Here is a 20,346-nt window from a genome sequence, read left to right on the forward strand (position 1 = left end):
TTCAAGTAAAATTAGGACATTTATCCAATTATATCCGTAATTTTAGCCCAATTAAATCAATAGCAATTATGGAAAGAATCGTTAATCATCCTATTTTAACAATTCCACAAGAGGGAGAACACACTTTTTTATTCAATGGCAAACCCGTAACGGGAATGAAGGGTTTTACCATCGCCGCCGCCTTACATCAGGCCGGCTATCCAGTACACAGTCATAGCGTAAATGGCCGCAACCGTTCGTTGAATTGCGGTATCGGTAAATGTGGCGCCTGCGAAATGCTGGTAGACGGAGAAGTAAAGCGTATCTGTATTACGAAAGTAGACAATGTAAAGGAAGTATCGGAAATAACAGTACAGAATTATACGACAGATTCCCAAATAGAACCCAGAGAAGAACCGGTAGAGATCTATCGAACCGATGTGGCCATCATTGGTGCCGGCCCCGCTGGATTAGCTTGTAGGGAAACCTTAAAAGAGCTAGGCTTGAACAGCATCGTAATCGATAGCAATGATAAGATTGGCGGTCAATTCTTGATGCAAACCCATGCATTTTTCTTTTTCGAGAAAGAGCGGCGCTTTGGCGGTATGCGTGGTTTCGATATAGCGAAAACTTTAGCCGGAGACGACCACTCTGGTATTTTCTTACATTCTACGGTCTGGGATATCCTACAAAATAAGCGTATTGCCGTAAAAGACATGCTTAACCATAAAAATTTCTATGTAGAAGCTCAAGCCTTGATAGTCGCTACTGGTGCGGTTCCTTTTATGCCGACCTTCGAGAATGATGATGTGCCCGGAGTTTATACAGCGGCAGTCGTACAGAAAATGATGAACGCTGAATTCACGTTACTCGGCAAAAACATATTGACAGTAGGCGCCGGTAATATAGGTTACCTAACGTCTTACCAATTGATGCAAGCCGGAGCGAAAGTCAAGGCTATTTTAGAGGCGATGCCCCATGAAGGTGGATTTCCGGTACAAGCGAATCGAATTCGCCGCCTTGGCATACCTATTTATACCTCTCATATGCTTTTGAAAGCCATTCCAAACCAGGATCGGACAGGTATCACCGGCGCGGTTGTCTGCGAATGCGAGAACTTCAAGCCAATCCCGGGAACAGAGAAAGTGATTGATGGTATTGATGTTATTAATATATGTACAGGATTGATTCCCGACAACCAATTGCTAACCAAAGGCCAATATACATTTGGAAAACGTTGTGCCGGCGTAGGTGATGCCGTACGAATCGGAGAAGGTACTACCGCCGTACTAAGAGGAAAGCAAGCCGCTTATGAGATCGCCCAAGAGCTAGGCGTACGTTTCAACTACAACGATTACTTACAAATATCTAAGGAATACATCGACTCCCAGCAACATCCGATCCGCATCAAGGAAGAGTCCCCAAGGCCCACTCCCGAGCGTCAAGCCCAACGCCCTTTCGTTCGCTTGGATTGCCTATACGGTTTCGCTTGTAACCCTTGCTCTTTCGCTTGTCCTCAAAAGGCGATCACCAAAAGCTCCACCAGCGTAACGCCCGAGATCAATTACGAAAAATGTACCGGCTGTATGCAATGCGTATCCCATTGTCCGGGGCTGGCTATTTTCGGCTACGATACCCGGAAGCAAAACTTATTCTTACCGGTAGAATACGAGGTGGAAGTAGGTGCCGAGGTGTGGCTCGTCGATGATAACGGGAAGAAACAAGGCGAAGGTATCATTGAGAAAGTATTAAAGATGCCGACAAAAACAAACGTGGCCCGTGTGAAAGCGGCAGGAATGGAAAACGATGCCTTATTGAATATCACAGGATTCATCGTAAAAGAAAACTATCCGGAGGAGATCGACTTCAAGCAAGAACCGGAGTGTGAGTCGGAGACCTATGTTTGCCATTGCGAGGACGTATCTTTGGACGAGCTACTTTCCGCCATTGGGGATCGTAAATATATCTCCGTCGACGAGGTAAAACATATCACCCGCCTAGGAATGGGGCCATGCCGTGGAAAACGCTGCATACCCCGCCTACGCATGAAACTAAGGGAAAAAGGTATCGAACTGGTAGGCGACGCTACCCCCCGTGCTCCCCTATCTACCCGCTTCGTCCTAGGGGAAATGTATCCACAGCGTCAGATAGCGGATACCTATAAAGTAGATTCTGGAAAGCAGGTTCGTAAGACGGAAGTCTTAATCGCCGGCGGAGGTATAGGTGGTAGCGCATTGTTCCGTTATTTTGCGGAAGCCGGTAAAAAGACCGTGCTTATTAATGCGGATCGAGGATCATCATGGCGCAATATCGGTGGTGGCCGTCCAGCGTTCTCGATCCCCGAATTAGCGGAGATCGCCCGTAATAACCAAACGATATTTGAGGAGACACAAAAAGAATACGATATCCATTACTGTGAGATACGCTATATCACGTTCGCCCACGACGAGGCTACCTACAATGATCTGGAACGTTCCTGCGGTTGGTCCAACGCTTATTTGATCGACAAGAAAGACTTCCAGAAAGAGGTGTCCCCCTACTTCAACACGAATCAAAACACCTATTTCGCCGCACAAATCTCCCAGCATTGTTGGCAAGCTACCCCGGGGCGTGTGATAGACTTTATACGAAACAAAGGCAAAGAGCGGCAAGGTGAGGTTTGGGAAGACACACACCTAGTGGAAGTACACAAAAACGGTGGAAAATATCACGTCTTATTATATACGCATGATAAGCGATACATCGAATACGAATGCGATCATTTCGTGAACGCCCTCGGTTATAGCGCCGAGCGTTTCGCCCGCATGCTAGGTCTTTACACCGGCCTCTATCCGGTCAAGCACCAAGCGTTGATTACCCATCGCCTACCGAATCTGGGTAAAAACGGGGATATCCTCGATATGTTGATAGACCGCCGGAAACGTAACGACTTCTCCGCTGTCTACGGTCAGCAATTCGCCGAGACCGGACAGATTATCGCTTGCGCCTCCCCCGCTGTCGACGCTAAAGCGGAGATCAGCAACTTTGATGAGTTGAAGTTTAATACCCGTCGTTTCATGGAGATCATCTCCGAGGTGTTCTGCGATTGGATTCCATCGTTAGCCACAGTACCCGTACAAGCCACATGGTCCGGTTATTATGTAGAGCCTCGCTACATTATCGATCCGGATAACGGACTATTCGTCGGTTTGCAAGGTCACGGCTTCATGCTCGCTCAATACTTGGCTAAACTATACGTAGATAAAGCGTTAGGCCGTACCGTTCCGGATTATATGGAGCGATTGAGGCTCGATGGAGACGGAATTAGTGAGAAAGCTTTCAAATAAACTATAAATAAAACAAAACCTCCTCTACCACAATTGGTAAGGGGAGGTTTTGATAAAACCAATCTTTTCTATTTTTGTTATTCTATATCCATAAATAGTAATCATATGAATATAGAAACAACAGACAACTCCCCTTTGCTACAGGAATGTATAGAAGAATTGATCAATAGTAAAATCGATGAGGGGAAAGGAAGAAACGCTGGGAATAAATTATCCACCTTTTTAGGTCCGAGGGTAATGGAGTTTACATTTGCCGACTTAACGACCGATTTTCTTCATCACTATCTTTTATGGTTGATGCAAGGGGAAGACGGGAAACAGGCTCCCTTGAAACCGGGTAGTTTGGACTTCTACATTCGTAATCTAAAGACAATGTACAACAAGATCGCCCAAGATAAACAAATGGATGTTCCGAGAGAAAGCCCGTTCTCCGGCCTGCAGATAAAGGTCCCACCCACCCGGAAAAGGGCTTTGCCAAGCCTCGACCTACAAAATCTGGCGACTCTTGAGCGGCCCAAAAACCCACACGCCTGTACGGCCCTTCACTTGGCTCTTTTCTTATTTTACGCTAGAGGTATGTGCTTCGTGGATGTCTTTAATTTGCGACACAGCAATATAAACGATGATTATATCCACTACGTACGTAGCAAGACTGGCGTAGCGATGCAAGTAAAGATCACCCCCGAGATAAAGAACATCATATTCTCTTATCGGCGTTTCAATAACCCGTGGATATTCCCTTTCTTACACGAGAAAATCAGCGGAGAGGGAGAAGTCACGGCTCAGTCCGCGCTTCGGAGAGTGAACCGCCACTTAAAGAAAATGGGAGAGCAATTACACTTCGAACAGCCATTCACTACCTATGTGATGCGGCATAGCTGGGCTTCCATGATGCTGGAGGCGAATTCGGAAATCGGCATTATCAGTCAATCCTTAGGACATATGTCCCTACGGACTACCGAGATCTATCTTGGCCGGATATCAGTATCTAAAATAGACAGGGCCTCCGATAATATGTTGAACAATTTGGTTCGCAGCTCTTCCACCCGACAAAGAAGTAAAAAAATAAGGTGATGGCTTTAAGAGACAATCGGCAAGAAATGCAAGAAGCTCATTTCCTCGATTGCCTCTAAGTTATTCTCATTTATTTAAGATAGTTCATGCAGGAATGCAAAAGGGTAGATTCGTTAGTTCATGCAGGAATGCCAAAGGGTAGATTCGTCAAGACATTCCTGCACAGCCCTTAGAATGGATACTATTTCTCTTCACTAAAATTAACGGTATTCTCGACATTGTCCACATCATCAAAGGCAGCCACATTGCCGTTTGTTATCGTTATACGGAGGTCGGCACTATTAGGGCCGGCGATATTCACCGTCAGCTTATAATGATAATCTTGATAGATATTGTAATCGGTCACCAAGTCACCCCAAGATAGAATTTATACTATTTATCCGTCATTCTGAGAGTTGTCTCTTTCTGCGTAAGAAAGAGACATTTTTTTTCTCCATACTTCTTTATTCTCAATCACTTCTGTTTTTCGATTCATTTTACATTATCGTTTATTTTACCGTTTGTCTCTTTACATCTCACTACTCATTTAACATTTAGGACTTACTGTCCGAAACGGCACGCACGAGGTAGCACGATTCCCGACGGGGGAACCGTGTAAAGATCCATACATGCAAACTTCATATTGTTACATGACGTTGAATTGATAAGGACTAGGAAATACGAAGGCGCAGACATCTTGCCGTTATGTCCGTGCCTTTATGATTGACTAAACCGTGATCGCAATATTACGATCCGTGGTTTAAATGTCTAATTGTTTCGATTTTGTCTATATTCATTAGGTGTAACCCCAACCATTTTCTTGAACCAACGGCTGAAATGTTGCGGATATGGAAATCCCAATTCGTAGGATATCTCGCTGATGGATTTGGTGACATCGAATACACGCTCTTTCGCTATATCGAGCATCTTCTGCTGGATATGTTTCAACGCAGAAACACCGGTTTCCTTTTTCAGAAGGTCGCTTAGATAGTTAGCCGACAGGCAAAGCTTGTCGGCACAATACTGCACGGTGGGCGTACCTTTACTTATGGGAAGATTGGACGCAAGATAATCATCCAGCGTTTGCTCAAATCGGGCTAAGATGTCAAGATTCACATTCTCCCGCGTTTCGAATTGACGGTCATAGAACCGCTCACAATAATCAAGTAGGAGTTTTATATTGTCTGTAATCAGTGATTTCGTATGCTTGTCTATGGGATGGAGCAATTCTTCTCTGATTTTGCACATGCAGTCAATAATGGTTCGCCTTTCCTGTTCAGACAAGTGGAGTGCTTCATTGGCGGAATAGGAGAAGAAACTATAGTTTTTGATGAATTGGGCTAACGGAGTGTTACGTACCAGTTCGGGATGAAAAGCGAGCAGCCATCCACCGGGTTGATGCAACTGACCGTCATCGTCAGACCCCATGACCTGCCCCGGAGCGAGAAAAAGCATCGTGCCTTGCTGATAGTCATAGATGCTACGACCATATTTGAGAGTACCACAGTCCGGGTCTTTCATCAAGATAGCATACAAATTATAGAGTTTCGGACAGAAATGTACCGGATTAGCCTCTCGCGCATCGATGACCGTAACCAGCGGATGCAACGTTTCCATACCGAAATAATCGTTGTATTGCTGCACAGTGTCTATTCTCTTTATCTCATTCATCTTCAATTGTATTTGGCTTCGATTGCAAAGATAACCTTTTCTTTCATACGTTTCTCACCGTCCGATGAAATTGGTTATTATATCTGTGGAATTGATACAGTCTACACCCCAAATAACCGCTATTTTTGTAACTAAAAACTTTTAAATAATAATTATATGGGAACAAGAAAAATTATCTGTATGGGAAGCTTATTCTTCTTGTCTGTAGCCATTCCCTACGAAAGGCAGACAAGTATTAGGGGTGGCTGTTCCCGGACCATTTGATCAAACTGAAATTGAAAAGCGAGAAGATGTGTTGGTATATACAACACCTGTACTCCACACAGCCGTAGGAGTGACAGGAATGGTGGAATTAAAGTTGTATGTATCTTTCAAGCAATTACAGGAAAGTCGACGAAGCTAGCTTACTTTAAAACAATGGATGTAAATGGAAAAAATTCATAACAATGAATGAAGAAAAACATAGTTATGAATTGAAAATTTCATAGTTATGATTTTTCAGTATCAAAATAGGCAAGTAATTCTTCTATCGTTTGGGTGATATAGGTACCGCCGGAAGTCTCATGGATGATAAAGTGGGTGGTCTTTAAATCGCCAGTCTCAATCCAAATATTCGATTCCACTTCCCGATTCGCCAAAATTCCGTTTCGCTGGAGCCCTTTACGCACCATAGCGTATTTCTGTCCATGTCCAACGAGGCGAATCTGTCGAGAGAATTGATTATCTATACGGAATAATCCGGTATCCTTATCGAAAACAATCCCTTTCCGGGCGAAAAAGTTGCTTAGATGACCACTCAATGCCAAATCCTCGGGAGTACCGGTAGAGATACCATTCGCTTTGTCCATTAACCAGATCTTATCCGATATCTGAAGAGCCAGCTCCAAATCGTGAGTGGACATAAATATCGTCTTATTCGTTTTCCGGGTTAGATGATGGAGTAATTGCATAATCTCTACCTTGCTGGGGAAATCAAGGAATGCTGTAGGTTCATCCAAGTAAATAACCGGAGTCTCCTGAGCGAGCGCCTTAGCGATCATCACTTTCTGGCGTTCTCCATCCGATAAGGTATGGACCATGCGGGATGCTAGTTCCTCAATGCGGACAAGGGCGATGGATTCTTCCACGATCCGCTTATCATCCTTGCTCAACTTACCCCAGAAGCCGGTATACGGGCTACGTCCCATCCCGACCAATTCCCGTACCAACATATTCCGGATCTCACATTTATCGGTCAGCACGACACCGATCGTGGTGCTCAATTCCTTATCGGAATAAGTATCTATATCTTTTCCTAGGACCAATATTTCCCCATCTAATTTAGGTTGGAAAGCCGATAACGTGCGCAATAAAGTAGACTTCCCCACCCCGTTAGCACCCAGCAAACAGGTTAATTCACCACTATAGATCGTAGAGTGTATACCTTTAGCTACCAGCTTTGTACTACTCTTAGAATGGTAACCGATCGAAAGTCCGTTAATATGAATCGTATCTTGTTTCATCTTACTCGTTCAATTCATTCTTACGTTTTCTAAATAATACTGAGGCCACTACTGGAGCACCTACTAAAGCGGTTACCGAGTTGACAGGTAACGCTCCCTCGAACCCCGGCATACGGGCGATCAAATTACAGATCAACGCCAACGCCGCACCGGCGAATAAGACCGCAGGCATTAAAATCCGATGGTCGGAAGTTTGAAATATGGCCCGGCATAAATGCGGAACGGCTAGCCCCAAGAAGATAATAGGTCCGCAATAAGCAGTGACAATCGCCGTAAGGACCCCAGCCGAGGTGATAACCAACAAACGGGCCCGCTTGATATTAAGTCCCAAATTGCGTGCGTAGCTATCCCCAAGAAGCATCAAGTTCATGGTCTTGATAAGCAGGAACGAGAGAGGGATCAAGATTGTCATAAGAATCACGAACAACGTCATCTGATTACCGGAAACACGGGCGAAACTACCCAATCCCCAAATCACGTATGCACGGATATCCTCCTCGACGCTAAAGAATTTAAGTACACCGATCACGGCGTTTGCCACGTAACCGATCATCACACCGATAATCAACAACGTGACATTTCCTTTTACCTTTTGGGAAACATACACGATCAGCGCCATCACGGATAAGGAACCGATCACGGCCGCTATCGATAAGGCGATCTCCCCCATAAAACCAAGTTTACTCAAGGCAACGCCCCCTAAACTACCGCTTAACAACACCACGAAAGCGACACCCATGCTCGCTCCCGAACTGATACCTAAGACCGAAGGTCCGGCCAATGGATTACGGAAAACGGTTTGCATCTGTAAGCCGCTGATGGATAAGCCAGCTCCCGCTACCAACGCTGTCAATGCCTGTGGTAGTCGGGATTTCCAGATAATATTCTGCCATGTAATAGGCTCATTTCCTAAATTCCAGATAATATGCCAAACCGATTGAAGAGGAATAGAGACTGACCCCAACACCAAATTCAAAAAGATTAGAACAAAAATAGCCGTGACAATCGCCAGCATCCATAGGGTATTTGAATGTCTCATCAGTGTTCCTTATTTAAGTCGAGAATAATAGACCGACTCATGATCCGGTAATAAATCCGGATGAAAGATATGAAGCAAATCCGCTAGGACGATCTCCGGTTCTGTCGGCATACTCTCATAAAACGGCGTGTTCTTCATATTACAATAGATAATTCCTTTCTCCCGGAACGCACGGAAATCCTCATAACGAGGATCTTGCTCTTTCAATGCCTCATAGCTGAACGTTCCCGGGAAACTATTCACGATACGCCAATAATCAGCGTCGTCCGCTTGGTTATAGACCGTCTCGAAGTCTAATGTAACACCACCGGATCGCTCATCATCTTTCAAGAAATAATCAGCGCCGGCATCCTTGAAAAGTTGCGCTAAGAAGCTCTTTCCTCCTACGGCATACCAGTTTCCACCCCGTAACTCGCCACTAAAAACGATCGGACGTTTTTTAACCTTACCATCCGCCGTAAGTTCCTTTAATTCATTATACCTCTTCTCGATGGTGGCGAAACGCTCATTGCCATCTTTCTCTATCCCCAACAGCAAGCCTACGAACTTGATCCACTCGGCCTGTCCCAATGGCGTAGTCTCCTTATAACCCAAATGGGGAATCAAGGGAATACCCACGTCTTTCAGCGTCTCATAGCCTCCCCGCTTGAATGGCGATACAAGGATCAAATCAGGATTCATGCTCATGATAACCTCGTTATCGAAATTCCCCTCGATACCGATCTTAGCGGTTTTACCTTCTTTCAGGCGTTCGTTCATCTCTTTATTGAACAAATGCCGTGTACTGGTAATCCCAACGACCCTATCCAAGGCACCCAATTTAATAAAGTTCGATAATTGCAGGGAAGTCATACAGATAACGCTTCGGATAGGAAGCTCTATCACCGTATAATCAGCGGGAATCCCCGTGGGTTTCGCACCTCTTTTCACGAACGCATAATGAAACGTGGTGCTTTCCTCATTTTGAGGATCTTGGATATCAGCCAAGAGATATTGATCCGCATAGGTAAGCTTGAATCCTTGGGCGTATAAAGGCTTAACCTGCTCTTGCGAGAACGCAGATTGCTCTACGGAAGCCGTCTTCCCTATTTCTCCTTTTTCACGGATACCTGAAGTACATGATAAAGTCAATACCGATAAAAGCAAGCATCCACCCGCTATAAACTTATTCATAATCCTTGTTTAATTGACAGTTGATCATTGACAGTTACTCTCGTCCTGCTCCACGGGACAGCAACATTTATTTATGAACCGGCAGGTCTTCTGACTTACTTCCATTCAGGACGCCTTCCCGATTACAAAACCAGTGGCCAAGGTATTGTCCGAATGTTTAAAAGTTCACAGCAGCGTGGTCTGTCCGGGATTCTCACCCGGTTCCCTTTTAATCCGCCTCCCGGAAAAAGAGATAAGCGGAGCCTGTTACAGTGACAAAAGTAGTAAGAATATTTGTATACATCCACAATTTTAAGGACTTTTGCGTTTCAAATAAAAACAGATACACATGAATCATCCTATTCACTTCGTCTCATTAGGTCCCGGTGATCCGGAATTAATTACGCTGAAAGGGCTTAAAACATTACAAAAGGCTGATATTATCTATTGTCCTGCTACACAAGGCAAGCATGGAATCATATCTCGGGCGACGGATATATTGAAAGCTATTGAGGTAGACGAATCCTTGATCCATCCGTTTATTTTGCCAATGAGTAAGGAACGGACAGATGCGTTAAACGCTTATAACGAATTGTTTCTGGATGCCCAAGCTGAATATTTGAAAGGGAAACAAATCGTGATCGTCGCCGAGGGAGACGCTGGTTTTTATTCATCTATACAATATGTATACGATAAATTCGAGGAAACAGGAATCCCGGTAGATCGAATCGCAGGAATTCCGGCATTTATAGCGGCAGGTGCCTTGGCCGGGATACATATCGTAAAACAAGAGGAGCAAATTAACGTAATCCCCGGGACTGCGTCGTTCGATGAACTTTCGGCAAAAATAGAAAATGGAATGATCATCGTCATCATGAAATTACCGGGTTGCCAAGAGGCTATTCATACTTGTATCCGGCAGTATGCGGATAAGGCGGTTTTTCATTATTTCGAGAATGTAGGAACAAGAAAAGAATATTATACTACTGATATCGCCACTATACATTCCAAGGATTTCCCCTATTTCTCCCTACTGATTATCCAACCTCGCTAAAAGAAGAAGGCTGCCCGGAGAGTAACCAAACCCGGACAGCCCATCTTATTACGCTACATGCAATATATGCTTAAGCTGATCGATATGGAAACGAAGTGTATCCATATAAGGTTTCACTGAATTATGGTACATGACCGCTTTTGCGTGCATATCTTCCAACTCGCTTACTTTACGGTTCGCCTCACGCATTTTACAAGCGTTGTAGCGAATACCCGATACATGTCCTTTGATATCCTCGATCGCTTGGTTTCCCCGGTTGAAGATAGACTCTGCTTCTTCCGGAGCGTATACCGTATAGGCTTGGGCAACGTCATCCAGTAACGCCTGTTGATAAGAGCCGGCTATCGGGAGCAATTGATGGATCGCATGATGACATAAAGAATGAACCTCGTTTTGAAGCTTCTTCAATTCTACTTCCCACTTTGATTCACATACTTCATCCAATTGTTTGACTTCCGCTACGACACGACCGCTAAACAATTCCACTACCATCTTTTCCCATGCTTCTGCTACCCACGATTTAGTAGCAAATGTAACCTGACTAAATCTTACTGTTGACATAACCTTAAATTTACATATTATATTGCTAATGTTATTAGTCTCTTATCTGTTTCAATTTATCACACTCAAACCATTTTAGGTTTCTTTTTATCGTTGTGACATCACAAAATTAATCAAATTATTACAGATGAATAATTTTAAAGACTATTTTATAATTCTTTAAAAGTACAACAAGCAAAACGTATGATTTTTGCAAAGCTCACTTTACAAAAAGTTTAATTTCAAGCCTGACAGCTATCACAAAAAGCAAGATCCTCGCCATCTTCGCACAAAAATATCAAAATAACACAATCTTATTATTCCATAAAGGGGGAAAACCTTGTTCCGTATCATTTTGTTATTATAATAAATTAGATTTACTTTGTTCAAACTATATAAACTTACATAAAGCACATGAAATCGGACATTGAGATAGCAAGAGAAACAGACTTGCGTAAAATTAAGGAAGTTGCGACAACGTTAGGTATCCCTCGTGAGGAAGTACAAAATTATGGCAGGTATATTGCCAAGGTTCCTATCCATTTGATCGATAAAAAGCAAATGGACCAGCATAATTTAATTTTAGTGACCGCTATCACTCCCACTAAAGCGGGAATCGGAAAGACTACGGTTTCGATCGGTCTGGCTTTAGGGCTGAATAAAATAGGGAAGAAAGCGGTGGTCGCTTTACGTGAGCCGTCTCTTGGCCCGTGTTTCGGCATGAAAGGTGGTGCTGCCGGAGGTGGATATGCCCAAGTGCTTCCCATGGAAAACATCAACTTGCATTTTACAGGGGATTTTCATGCGGTTACTTCCGCCCACAATATGATTACCGCTTTATTGGATAACTATATTTATCAGACCCGCAACACCTGCGAGGGATTGAAGGAGATCAAATGGAAACGGGTTCTTGACGTAAACGACCGTAGCTTACGTAACATCGTATCGGGTCTAGGCGGCTCGGCGAACGGTGTCCCTACCGAGACCGGATTTGACATCACTCCCGCTTCAGAGATCATGGCGATCCTTTGCTTGGCTACGGATATAGAGGATTTGAAACGACGTGTCGGAAATATTTTATTGGGTTATACAAACGAAGATAAGCCTTTCACGGTAAATGATCTTGGCATAGCCGGAGCTATTACCGTATTGCTAAAAGACGCATTACTGCCGAACCTTGTACAAACAACGGAGAATACTCCCGCATTTGTACATGGAGGTCCTTTCGCTAATATCGCCCATGGATGTAATTCCATATCGGCCACCCAAATGGCTCTTACTTATGGAGATTATGTGATTACGGAGGCTGGTTTCGGCGCTGATCTGGGCGCGGAGAAATTCTTTAATATCAAATGTAGAAAAGCGGGGCTTTCACCGAAACTGACAGTCATCGTAGCGACTGCCCAGAGCTTGAAACTTCATGGTGGCGTTCCGGAGAAAGAAATCAAGGAACCGAATATCGAAGGATTAAAGAACGGATTCGCTAACTTAGATAAACACATTGAGAATATGAAGAGCTTCGGCCAGCAAGTAATCGTTACTTTCAACCGTTTCGCTACCGATACGGACGAGGAGATTGCGTTAGTGGCTGAGCATTGCGAGGAGAAAGGGGTTGGATTCGCCATGAATAACGTTTTCGCCGAAGGCGGTGAAGGGGGTACGGAGCTTGCCCGCTTAGTGGTTGATACGATCGAAAATCATCCTTCCGCTCCTTTACAATATACATATGATCTGAATGATCCGATCCGTACGAAGGTACAAAAAGTGGCCCAGAAGATATACGGAGCTTCTTCGATTGTTTATACGACTTTGGCCGATAAAAAATTGCGTCAGATCGAAAGCTTGGGTATTTCCCATTATCCGATCTGTATCGCCAAGACTCAATATTCATTCTCTTCCGATCCGAAAGCTTATGGGGTCGCCAAAGATTTCGAACTAAAAGTACGAGATGTAATCATCAATAACGGAGCCGAGATGATCGTTGTCGTCATGGGCGAGATCATGCGTATGCCGGGACTCCCGAAAGAGCCGCAAGCCCGAAAGATCGATATCGTGGATGGCATGATTGAGGGATTGAGTTAATAGACAGTAAAACGATTCAAATAAAAAAGGTGCGCCTCACACATTCAGTAAGGCGCACCTTACTTTTGCTTATTTATGAATAAACTTTATAGAACCTCTAGCTGTATTTAGCAAATAGATTCCTGCTGGCAAGCGAGAGATGTCAATACGATTCGACTTACTCTCTGCCATTTTCCCTCCAGTTATCGCATAAATAGAAATCCCGCTTTCCGTTCCTTGTACTTCCAACACATCTCCATAAATATGAAGTTTCAGTTCGTTCTCCTCTACTACAGGAGCGATAGAGGTTGTTCCATTGAAATAGTCATGTGTCTTTCCTGAATATTCCCAGCTTGTCTCAGCGGGGAAATACATTTTCTGATAATTTTTCGAAATCATCGGGTTTCCCGCGTCCACGATCTCCGTCTTGCTTTCTGACATAAGCATCCAACTACCACCGAAATCAATGGAAGACGAGGTTTTCGTGACATTCTTATCGTAAGACCACTCCATTTTCATCTTGAACGTCTCTCCCTCAGCCGTACCTGTCATGAGTATCGAGACCGGATATTTATCTTTGTTGAAAGTGGCTTCTATATCCACTTTCGCCTCGGCTTTCCATGCGCCTCCCTCAAAGCTGGAGGAAGTGACGGAGAACTTCTCATAGCCATTTCCGGTATAAGTGTATTCTGTTTTCTCGCCTGCCACGTCGGCTGCCGAATAAGAGATAGCGACCAAAGTGCGTCCTTGGTTATCATTCTCCATCACGGTCTTGCCATCATATACCCAATCAGACGAACTTGAGTTCCATTTATAACTGTCTATACGAACCACGCTTTTATTACCATCGCATATATAAACATCTTTCTGTTCCTGCGCATCGTTCTTGTCATAGGTAATACTATAGTCCGGACATCTTCCAAACAAATACCCCGGAAGAGAGAATGATTGCGCCATCAATGAAGAAATACCTACTAAACAGGCTACCAATGTAAATAATACTCGTTTCATATTCTTGATTTTTTACGATTAAACTTAAAAACTATAACCTTTCTCCGCAATTCCCGCAAAATGTAGCGGTCGGAGCTAATTGCATTCCGCATTGAGGGCAAAAGCGGCTTTCCGGCGTTGAGACCTGTCCCGGTATCTGCGGTCGCAAAGGATCTTGTGCTGCGGAAGTAGCGGTGGGATTCGGTTGCGGCATCTCGTTACCTTTCTTGAAAAGCTCCTTGAACTTACCGGACAAGCCGCTCAACTTACCATACAGATCGAAAGTAACTTGCGTGGCGGGAGCTACTTGCATATAGCTGCTCATCATTTTCACCAAGATCCAGCTATCAATAAAGGCATACTTTACTGTATAGGCGAACAACAATGAAATAATGAAAGCCATGAAACCGCTCCAGCCGAACAAGCGGAACAATCCACCGAAGAGGATAAACGCAATCAACGTAACCACCACGAACGATAAGATGACCATCCCCGTTGTCTTCGCCGCATCCTTGAGCAACGTCTTCCAGTTCTGAAAATAGATAATGACACCATCTGCCGCCGATTTATAAGGGTTTTGAGCCGGATGGTAAAAGGTGTAACCTAAGCAGCACTCGTCCACATACCCCAACGAGATATCGAGAAACATGTTGGTGAGGCTCTTTATCCCGTCAGCTCCGGGGAGCGCCCCGAGCAAACTGTCCGTAACACGTCCCAACGTACGTTGTAACTGTTTAATGGAACCCGCCACAAGTTTATCCAAGGCAAAATACACGTTGGATGTACCGAAACGTTCCTTTACCATCGTCTTTCCCATCTCGAAGGGTTTGGCAGGTACATAGCCGGTTTGATACGCCATCGCGATCACGGCCACATGCCCGGCTTTTACGAGATAACCGATGTAGTGATTCAAGAAGAAATTCACTACCCCTATAAGTCCCAACCAGATGAAAAACATGATCGCTACCACTCCGTCGCTATTGAACAGGACCGATATGCCCATCAAGATAGCGAAGAGCAGCACGGCTATCAATATATTCAGCAATCCTAATCCTAGTTTTATCCAACCGAATTGCAGGGTCTTGAAGAAAATCTCTTTTGCTGTCATAAAGTATACATTTATGGGTTATTATGCTATTTCAACAGACGGTATTTACCGATGATAGGTAATTCCTTAGCTCGCCCGTTCAGCGCGTTAATGATACCGATGACTGCCAGTACCGTAAACACGATGTAAACGAGGTTCAATACCGTACCGCAAAGAGAGTAGATGCTCCATAAGCCCAATCCCCTCCATAGGATCGCCCGCAAGAGGGCGGTCAGAACGGAGTCCGCTATGATCCAGCCAAACATGGCGATGCATAAAAGCAAGCCTTGGTTGGCATGGAACCGGGCGAATTTCGAGTCCTTGGCCGCAAGGATCGGGATCAATACCAGAATCCCGAAATAAGCAAGGATAGCCATTACCTTATTTTGCTCTACATCGGCTTTATCGAACTGGTCGGTCAGGTCCGCGGTCTTGTTCATACCACTTAATTTGTCGCTCAAGGCATCGGCCGTGGGGGTAGCCTTAGCCATTGATTCCGCATCGGTCGGTTGTACCGGCGGAGGTGTCTGTTGCCTGTTCGGTTCGGCGGCAACTATTTGCATAGGTGATCCGCAGGCCGGGCAAAATCTCACGCCTTCATTCACTTGTTGTCCACATTTTCCACAGAATGCCATAATTTGTTTCCTCCTAATTTTAGTATTGTTATTATTTGAGTAGATCTCCGAAAGCTTCCATCAAGCTGTCTATCTCGCTACCGAACAGCATCCGTACGGCGAAGAACATCAGCAACGACAAGACCGAACCGATTATCATCATGATCAGCATCGCACGGGCGAAGTTCGCCTTGTTCACCTTCTGGCAGCCTCCGCAGGCCCAGATAATGAGTAGGATGAGATTGATCAACGGAAGAAGCATCAACAGGAAGATACCGATATACCCACCCGTCGTGATCGGTTCATACTTGCTTCCCGGGGGAAGCGGAGCGTTCGGATCGCCCGCCGGAGCCACGTATCCCGGTTGAGGTTGTGCGTAAGCCGGTTGCGATGGCGGGGCATAAGCCTGCTGCGGTAGTGGCTGAGGCGCAGGTTGCGGCTGCACATAGGTTTGCTGGGGCGGTGGCGGGGCTTGCGGTTGTGCCTGTACCGACATCGGCGTACCACATGAGGTACAGAATTTTATGCCATCCGGGACATTTGTCCCGCAGTTTGTACAAAAAGCCATGATTTCTCCTTTCTTTAAAGTAACTGTTATACATCATTCCATTTTTGTTCCGCAACCGCTGCAGAAACGATGCCCGGCGATAACTTCCGTGCCGCAGTTCGGGCAGAAACGTTTCGCCGCAGGCGCTTGTTGCACGGGTTGCGTCAAACGGGTTCCACACTCTTGGCAAAAGTTGGTTCCCTCCGGATTATAGGCCCCGCAATTGGGGCAGCTATGCTCCTGCTCCTCGGCTTCCCGGCGGGCACGTTCCTCGGCCTCGGCACGTTCGAGGGCGGCTTTCCGCCGCCTGCTTGTTGGCTGCGAGTAAATCTAGCTCTGCCCTTATCTCCGGATAGTTCTCGCCGCCATCCGTCTCATATACTTGCCGTCCGAGACGGGCATAGATCTTTCCCTCCCTTTCCGAGAACTCTTTCATCTCGGTCTGGGCATTGAATATCTTCACGTCGGGATCATCCTGCAGCATGAATCCGGACAAGCCTTTTACGATTCCTGTTAAAATATCTCCCATACCACCTTACTCTTTCTTAGTTCCTTTCGCCTTATCCGAGAAATCTCCCATATCCAGATTCTTTATCCCGACCTTCGTGGCCAGCGCCGTCAGTTTCGTCACCTTGGCGATTATCTTGATCTTGGTGACACCTCCCACCTCGTTGTCTTCTATCGTTTTGTTCAATACGCTAACGGGTTCCTCCAAGTCTTTCATGATGGCATCCATCTCGTCCTTGGTCATCTTATCTCCTTTTTTCTCCAGCTTTTCAATGGCATCATCCAGTTTTGCCAAGGCTTTATCTACCGGCGAACCTCCGCATGCCGTCATAAGCACGAGGCTTATGATGAACATGAATGTAAATAATGTCTGTTTCATGATACGTATGTTTTTAATGGTTTACAATCCTTCTATTGAAACTAGCTCTTGGCTTGTCATCAGTTTTCCCTTCTTGTTATACATGTTTGTCTTCACAGGGCCAATGCCGTGGCCATACCAGATCTTCTGGATAGCGGTCTGCTTGATACCGATCACTTTCGATACGGTAGTGTTCTCAATCACGACGCAGTCGATACTCGTCCCGTTCACGTCGAGGGTTTCCTCGGCCACGGCCTTCACGCCCGTCACCTCCGTATTGGTCTTGATGCCGGCCAAGTTCAAGGTGATGGTATAGTCGCCGAAGGTATCGCCTACCTTGACATTGGAGGGAAGTTGGAAGGGTGTTCCGGTCACGGTTACTTGCATGCCCTCCATGATCTGTCCTACCAACGACTTGGGATCGTAGGTCACCGTGCCATTCTTCACCTCGAATGTCTGTGTCATCGGTTGCTTGAGCACCGGGTTCTTTTTATTGTCCATCACCATCATCGAGTAGGTAACGGTGCAGTTGTCCGCGTCTCCCGTCACCTTTGTAGCGGTAGTCTCCGTGTAACTGTTGATCTTTCCTTTCTTGTCCTTGTCGGCGTAAGTCAGTTTCACGCCTTCCTTATGTAGGAAGAAAGGTTCTTGCGCGCTCATTCCCAATACCGTCAGCAAGGAAACGGCGATCATAACTAGAAATCTAATGTTCGTTTTCATAATCGTTGTTATTTTAAAGTGAATAATTTTTCTCTATTTCTTCTTCTGTCCGCCCAGCATCTCGAGCAAGGCCTTCATCCGTTCCTCGTCGCTCTTGCTCTTGTCGTTGACCTCTTTCAGTTGCTCCTTGATCTGCTCATTGGATTTTTGGATGGCATCGCGTGTCTCGTCCACTTTTTGGGTGTTCTCCTCGCACGATTTCCCCGTCATCATCTCCAGCAGGCCGCCGGCAGGCATCACAGTCATTTGATACCCTTCGGGCACTTGGAAGAGGTGCGCCGGTTGCGGCCCCATCTTGACGCGGCGAAGCACGATGGTCCTGTCCATCACATACACCGTATTGTCGTGGGCGATGCAGCCGTTGTAGTTCGATACCTTCATGGGCGAGTAAATCCATTCGTGATAGCCGGCGCCATCCTTGCCGCCATCCTTGTAGATCGATTCGCTCTTGACATAGTAGTGGGCACACTCCTTACCGTCTATCTCCTCCATGCCCAAAAACTCTCGGGAGGTAGAGTGAGACACTTCCCAGTCGTAACCCACCAGCTTATTGGTGGATAACTTGTCGATCTCCTCCATCACCATGCAGGTCTTCCGGGCCTCGTTCATCACGTAGGCTTTCTTTTCCTTCATATCGAAGATCATGATGGTCTTTTCGCCACTCCCTTTCCGGCACCACTCACCATAGAAAGAAATTTGCGCCTGCGCCGCCGTCGTTACGTACAGCGCGCATATCAATAATAAGATTAACCTTTTCATGTCCATTCCTTTTAGTGTTGTTAGTAATCATCGTCCCGGGCTAGCTTGGAAAGCGAGCCGCGTTCTCTCCCTTTGTCGGGCAGGATATCCACCCTTGTATCTACGTCCACCAGCCGGGAGAAGGCTTTCAGGTCCTCATTGCTGAGGCGTATGCAGCCCATCGTTATCCGTCCGGGTATCACTTGGGGGTTGGCGGTCCCGTGTATGCCGATGCCCGTGAAGCCGGGTGTTTTCAAGCGGAAGAAGCGGGGGCCGTATATCTCGCCGGGAGTTTCTTGCCTCGTCGAGTCTCGCGGCCAAAGGGAGGTATCTTCCACGGACTCTATCACGAAATGCCCTTCCGGTGTCCGGAAATCCCATTCCTGCTGCTTGTCGCCGTAATTGCGTCCGCAAGCGATGGGAAAAACGGCGAGCGTATCGCCTTGCGGACAAAGAACGGTTATCCGCATATCCTGTTTGGATACTATCACCCGGTTCGTGCCGTCCGCTTTTTCTTCCTGCGCCCGTAGCGTCGCCATCGGCACTCAGAGGAGTGCCAATAGCAACAACACGATCCGGCGTATATGGCAAGAGAAAATGTTCATCCTGTTCCTGTTTTAATGGTTACCTTAAATCTCACCCGGGCTTTCCGAGTCTCCGCCGCCCTCCGGGACACCTTTGGGCAAACGGTAATCGGCTATAGAAGCGTAGCTGATGTCGTCCTCCAGTACGCCGCCGTCCTCGAACGTAAGGCCGCTGAGCACGCTCTCCCGCAATTCTTTCGAGGGAGTGAATACGATCCGGACGTTCTTGATCATGCTGTTCGCCCGGAAACTGTTAATATCTTCCACGCCATCGCTCTTGAAGGTGAGGCGAAAAGTACCCAAGCCCGGTATCTTCACCGTGTGTCCCTGCTGGAGTTGTTGGGGCACGAACTTGGCCAGAAGCTCCAGCGAGGCCTCCATCTCGATGGGAGCAGTAGTGGTGTTGGCGGTGGCGGCGCACGTCATCGCCTTGCCCGAGAGCGGGGTCTCGCTTTTGGGGGTCGCGTACCATTTGCCAGGTTCCTGTCTTTTCTGCGGATTCACTTTCTTAATTAACTTGTACTTTGCCATCTTGTTTTGTTTTAAATTGTTGATAATGTGATAATTGTTATTTCTCTCTATTCTCGTTGCCGGTCTTGCAGGCGTGAGGCTCTAGGTGTCGCACGTGTGAGGCAGCTGATGTCATACGTGTGACACCGTTAACGTCGCACGATGGTCTTGCTCGTCGATGACTCCCCAGCGTTCCCCTCTGGCCACCGTCGCCCGATTCGCCTTGCATTTGTGCGGGTGTTTGCTTCGTCTCGGTGTTTAATTGATTCTCCATAAGCGTATTATACTCTTCCCAGAGGATATTGAACCGCTCT

Annotated in this window: 20 protein-coding genes and 1 riboswitch; of the genes, 4 read left to right on the forward strand and 16 right to left on the reverse strand. The window is 46.0% G+C overall.

The features are described 5' to 3' along the window. Positions 1-68: 68 nt before the first annotated feature. Both QVP94_RS11935 and QVP94_RS11940 read left to right on the forward strand, forming a co-directional pair. Positions 69-3,305 (forward strand): FAD-dependent oxidoreductase, encoded by a 3,237-nt coding sequence (locus QVP94_RS11935; protein WP_022192683.1) that lies wholly within the window; start codon positions 69-71, stop codon positions 3,303-3,305. A 105-nt stretch (positions 3,306-3,410) separates the two neighbouring features. Continuing rightward, entirely contained in the window at positions 3,411-4,379 is a 969-nt protein-coding gene (locus QVP94_RS11940) for a tyrosine-type recombinase/integrase (protein WP_005857088.1), read from the forward strand. Between the two features lie 747 nt (positions 4,380-5,126). Here QVP94_RS11940 and QVP94_RS11945 read toward each other — a convergent pair. From QVP94_RS11945 to QVP94_RS11960, 4 genes are all read right to left on the reverse strand, one after another. Beyond that, positions 5,127-6,029 carry a helix-turn-helix domain-containing protein gene (locus QVP94_RS11945; protein WP_005857092.1) on the reverse strand — a complete coding sequence of 301 codons (903 nt, stop codon included), beginning with the start codon at positions 6,027-6,029 and terminating at the stop codon, positions 5,127-5,129. 488 nt (positions 6,030-6,517) lie between these two features. Beyond that, complete coding sequence (locus QVP94_RS11950; protein WP_005857094.1) at positions 6,518-7,531, reverse strand: ABC transporter ATP-binding protein; 1,014 nt, start codon at positions 7,529-7,531, stop codon at positions 6,518-6,520. 1 nt (position 7,532) lies between these two features. Continuing rightward, complete coding sequence (locus QVP94_RS11955) at positions 7,533-8,570, reverse strand: iron chelate uptake ABC transporter family permease subunit (RefSeq protein WP_005857096.1); 1,038 nt, start codon at positions 8,568-8,570, stop codon at positions 7,533-7,535. A 9-nt stretch (positions 8,571-8,579) separates the two neighbouring features. Continuing rightward, complete coding sequence (locus QVP94_RS11960) at positions 8,580-9,743, reverse strand: ABC transporter substrate-binding protein (RefSeq protein WP_005857097.1); 1,164 nt, start codon at positions 9,741-9,743, stop codon at positions 8,580-8,582. 63 nt (positions 9,744-9,806) lie between these two features. After that, positions 9,807-10,005: riboswitch (cobalamin riboswitch) on the reverse strand. Positions 10,006-10,071: 66 nt separating this feature from the next. Between QVP94_RS11960 and QVP94_RS11965 the strand changes: the two genes are divergently transcribed. Continuing rightward, the gene (locus QVP94_RS11965; RefSeq protein WP_005857099.1) at positions 10,072-10,776 is read left to right on the forward strand and encodes a precorrin-2 C(20)-methyltransferase; all 705 of its coding nucleotides are present in this window, start codon (positions 10,072-10,074) and stop codon (positions 10,774-10,776) included. Between the two features lie 48 nt (positions 10,777-10,824). Here QVP94_RS11965 and QVP94_RS11970 read toward each other — a convergent pair whose 3' ends face one another. Continuing rightward, positions 10,825-11,337, reverse strand: a complete 513-nt coding sequence (locus tag QVP94_RS11970) for a hypothetical protein (protein ID WP_005857102.1) — start codon at positions 11,335-11,337, stop codon at positions 10,825-10,827. 393 nt (positions 11,338-11,730) lie between these two features. On the opposite strand from QVP94_RS11970, the gene QVP94_RS11975 reads away from it, so the two are divergent. Beyond that, positions 11,731-13,398: a formate--tetrahydrofolate ligase gene (locus QVP94_RS11975; protein WP_005857104.1), complete on the forward strand. Its 1,668-nt coding sequence runs from the start codon at positions 11,731-11,733 to the stop codon at positions 13,396-13,398. 69 nt (positions 13,399-13,467) lie between these two features. On the opposite strand, the gene QVP94_RS11980 is transcribed toward QVP94_RS11975, so the two are convergent. The 11 genes from QVP94_RS11980 to QVP94_RS12025 all read right to left on the reverse strand — a co-directional run bounded on the left by QVP94_RS11980 (position 13,468) and on the right by QVP94_RS12025 (position 20,053). Further along, entirely contained in the window at positions 13,468-14,388 is a 921-nt protein-coding gene (locus QVP94_RS11980) for a T9SS type A sorting domain-containing protein (RefSeq protein ID WP_005857106.1), read from the reverse strand. A gap of 31 nt (positions 14,389-14,419) precedes the next feature. Then, positions 14,420-15,475, reverse strand: coding sequence for a zinc-ribbon domain-containing protein (locus tag QVP94_RS11985; RefSeq protein ID WP_005857108.1), 1,056 nt, complete (start codon positions 15,473-15,475; stop codon positions 14,420-14,422). A gap of 26 nt (positions 15,476-15,501) precedes the next feature. After that, positions 15,502-16,089, reverse strand: a complete 588-nt coding sequence (locus QVP94_RS11990) for a DUF4870 domain-containing protein (protein ID WP_022192684.1) — start codon at positions 16,087-16,089, stop codon at positions 15,502-15,504. Between the two features lie 31 nt (positions 16,090-16,120). After that, complete coding sequence (locus tag QVP94_RS11995; RefSeq protein ID WP_005857112.1) at positions 16,121-16,636, reverse strand: zinc-ribbon domain-containing protein; 516 nt, start codon at positions 16,634-16,636, stop codon at positions 16,121-16,123. A 33-nt stretch (positions 16,637-16,669) separates the two neighbouring features. Further along, positions 16,670-16,945, reverse strand: a complete 276-nt coding sequence (locus QVP94_RS19330) for a zinc-ribbon domain-containing protein (protein WP_080598096.1) — start codon at positions 16,943-16,945, stop codon at positions 16,670-16,672. After that, the gene (locus tag QVP94_RS12000; protein ID WP_005857114.1) at positions 16,848-17,144 is read right to left on the reverse strand and encodes a hypothetical protein; all 297 of its coding nucleotides are present in this window, start codon (positions 17,142-17,144) and stop codon (positions 16,848-16,850) included. The genes QVP94_RS19330 and QVP94_RS12000 overlap by 98 nt, the downstream gene beginning before the upstream one ends. 6 nt (positions 17,145-17,150) lie before the next feature. Further along, positions 17,151-17,501: a hypothetical protein gene (locus tag QVP94_RS12005; RefSeq protein WP_005857116.1), complete on the reverse strand. Its 351-nt coding sequence runs from the start codon at positions 17,499-17,501 to the stop codon at positions 17,151-17,153. 21 nt (positions 17,502-17,522) lie between these two features. Further along, positions 17,523-18,200, reverse strand: coding sequence for a TapB family protein (locus QVP94_RS12010; RefSeq protein ID WP_005857118.1), 678 nt, complete (start codon positions 18,198-18,200; stop codon positions 17,523-17,525). Between the two features lie 33 nt (positions 18,201-18,233). Then, complete coding sequence (locus tag QVP94_RS12015) at positions 18,234-18,959, reverse strand: DUF4412 domain-containing protein (protein WP_005857120.1); 726 nt, start codon at positions 18,957-18,959, stop codon at positions 18,234-18,236. Positions 18,960-18,979: 20 nt separating this feature from the next. Beyond that, positions 18,980-19,477 (reverse strand): L,D-transpeptidase, encoded by a 498-nt coding sequence (locus QVP94_RS12020; protein ID WP_009275138.1) that lies wholly within the window; start codon positions 19,475-19,477, stop codon positions 18,980-18,982. A gap of 90 nt (positions 19,478-19,567) precedes the next feature. Next, positions 19,568-20,053 carry an HU family DNA-binding protein gene (locus tag QVP94_RS12025; protein ID WP_022192685.1) on the reverse strand — a complete coding sequence of 162 codons (486 nt, stop codon included), beginning with the start codon at positions 20,051-20,053 and terminating at the stop codon, positions 19,568-19,570. Positions 20,054-20,346: the final 293 nt, after the last annotated feature.

This window comes from Parabacteroides sp. CAG:2 (genome assembly GCF_000436315.1).
In the GTDB taxonomy this organism is placed as follows: Bacteria; Bacteroidota; Bacteroidia; order Bacteroidales; family Tannerellaceae; genus Parabacteroides; species Parabacteroides distasonis.

Bases quoted from the DNA above. Each gene is read 5' to 3' on its own strand.
- QVP94_RS11970 (WP_005857102.1), bottom strand. From the start codon at position 11,337: ATGTCAACAGTAAGATTTAGTCAGGTTACATTTGCTACTAAATCGTGG.
- QVP94_RS11995 (WP_005857112.1), bottom strand. From the start codon at position 16,636: ATGGCTTTTTGTACAAACTGCGGGACAAATGTCCCGGATGGCATAAAA.
- QVP94_RS11980 (WP_005857106.1), bottom strand. From the start codon at position 14,388: ATGAAACGAGTATTATTTACATTGGTAGCCTGTTTAGTAGGTATTTCT.
- QVP94_RS11955 (WP_005857096.1), bottom strand. From the start codon at position 8,570: ATGAGACATTCAAATACCCTATGGATGCTGGCGATTGTCACGGCTATT.
- QVP94_RS12005 (WP_005857116.1), bottom strand. From the start codon at position 17,501: ATGAAACAGACATTATTTACATTCATGTTCATCATAAGCCTCGTGCTT.
- QVP94_RS11975 (WP_005857104.1), top strand. From the start codon at position 11,731: ATGAAATCGGACATTGAGATAGCAAGAGAAACAGACTTGCGTAAAATT.
- QVP94_RS12015 (WP_005857120.1), bottom strand. From the start codon at position 18,959: ATGAAAAGGTTAATCTTATTATTGATATGCGCGCTGTACGTAACGACG.
- QVP94_RS11960 (WP_005857097.1), bottom strand. From the start codon at position 9,743: ATGAATAAGTTTATAGCGGGTGGATGCTTGCTTTTATCGGTATTGACT.
- QVP94_RS11935 (WP_022192683.1), top strand. From the start codon at position 69: ATGGAAAGAATCGTTAATCATCCTATTTTAACAATTCCACAAGAGGGA.
- QVP94_RS11940 (WP_005857088.1), top strand. From the start codon at position 3,411: ATGAATATAGAAACAACAGACAACTCCCCTTTGCTACAGGAATGTATA.
- QVP94_RS11990 (WP_022192684.1), bottom strand. From the start codon at position 16,089: ATGGCATTCTGTGGAAAATGTGGACAACAAGTGAATGAAGGCGTGAGA.
- QVP94_RS12010 (WP_005857118.1), bottom strand. From the start codon at position 18,200: ATGAAAACGAACATTAGATTTCTAGTTATGATCGCCGTTTCCTTGCTG.
- QVP94_RS11985 (WP_005857108.1), bottom strand. From the start codon at position 15,475: ATGACAGCAAAAGAGATTTTCTTCAAGACCCTGCAATTCGGTTGGATA.
- QVP94_RS11945 (WP_005857092.1), bottom strand. From the start codon at position 6,029: ATGAATGAGATAAAGAGAATAGACACTGTGCAGCAATACAACGATTAT.
- QVP94_RS12000 (WP_005857114.1), bottom strand. From the start codon at position 17,144: ATGGGAGATATTTTAACAGGAATCGTAAAAGGCTTGTCCGGATTCATG.
- QVP94_RS12025 (WP_022192685.1), bottom strand. From the start codon at position 20,053: ATGGCAAAGTACAAGTTAATTAAGAAAGTGAATCCGCAGAAAAGACAG.
- QVP94_RS11950 (WP_005857094.1), bottom strand. From the start codon at position 7,531: ATGAAACAAGATACGATTCATATTAACGGACTTTCGATCGGTTACCAT.
- QVP94_RS12020 (WP_009275138.1), bottom strand. From the start codon at position 19,477: ATGGCGACGCTACGGGCGCAGGAAGAAAAAGCGGACGGCACGAACCGG.
- QVP94_RS11965 (WP_005857099.1), top strand. From the start codon at position 10,072: ATGAATCATCCTATTCACTTCGTCTCATTAGGTCCCGGTGATCCGGAA.